The organism is Vibrio methylphosphonaticus (genome assembly GCF_023634655.1).
Classification (GTDB): Bacteria; Pseudomonadota; Gammaproteobacteria; order Enterobacterales; family Vibrionaceae; genus Vibrio; species Vibrio methylphosphonaticus.
In genome coordinates this window covers 1-421 of the sequence record NZ_JAMKMS010000078.1, presented here as the reverse complement: position 1 = coordinate 421, position 421 = coordinate 1, and the positions used below count along the sequence as shown (strand labels likewise).

Genomic DNA, 421 nt, shown 5'->3' with positions numbered 1-421 from the left:
ACCAAATGAGAACTTCTCTGGTGAAGTTGGCTTTGACGTAGTCATAGCGGATGAAGAAGGCGCTACCGCTGAAACCACCGCTGGGTTGACGGTCATTGAAGTGAATGATCCGCCAGTAGCGGGGCCGACATCCTATACCATTGATGAAGACAGTGTACTGACATTCAATGAATCTCAAGTCCTCGCCAATGCCTCCGACATCGAAGGTGACGTGTCACTGGTTGGGGTGAGTTATGATGGCCCTGACGGTATCTTCTCTGTTAATGGTGATGGAACGTGTAGCTTCGCACCAAACGAAAACTTCAACGGTGAAGTCCAACTAAGCGTCACTATCCAGGACGAAGATGGGGCGACGGTTGATACCGTCATTAACGTCGATGTACTTCCAATCAACGACGCGCCAGTCTCAGGAGACTTAGCT

1 protein-coding gene is annotated in these 421 nt (G+C 50.1%); it reads left to right on the top strand.

Going from position 1 to position 421, the window contains the following annotated elements; all coding sequences use genetic code 11:
• A partial coding sequence (locus tag M9196_RS23325; protein ID WP_250619890.1) for a tandem-95 repeat protein occupies positions 1-421 on the top strand: 421 nt, incomplete at both ends.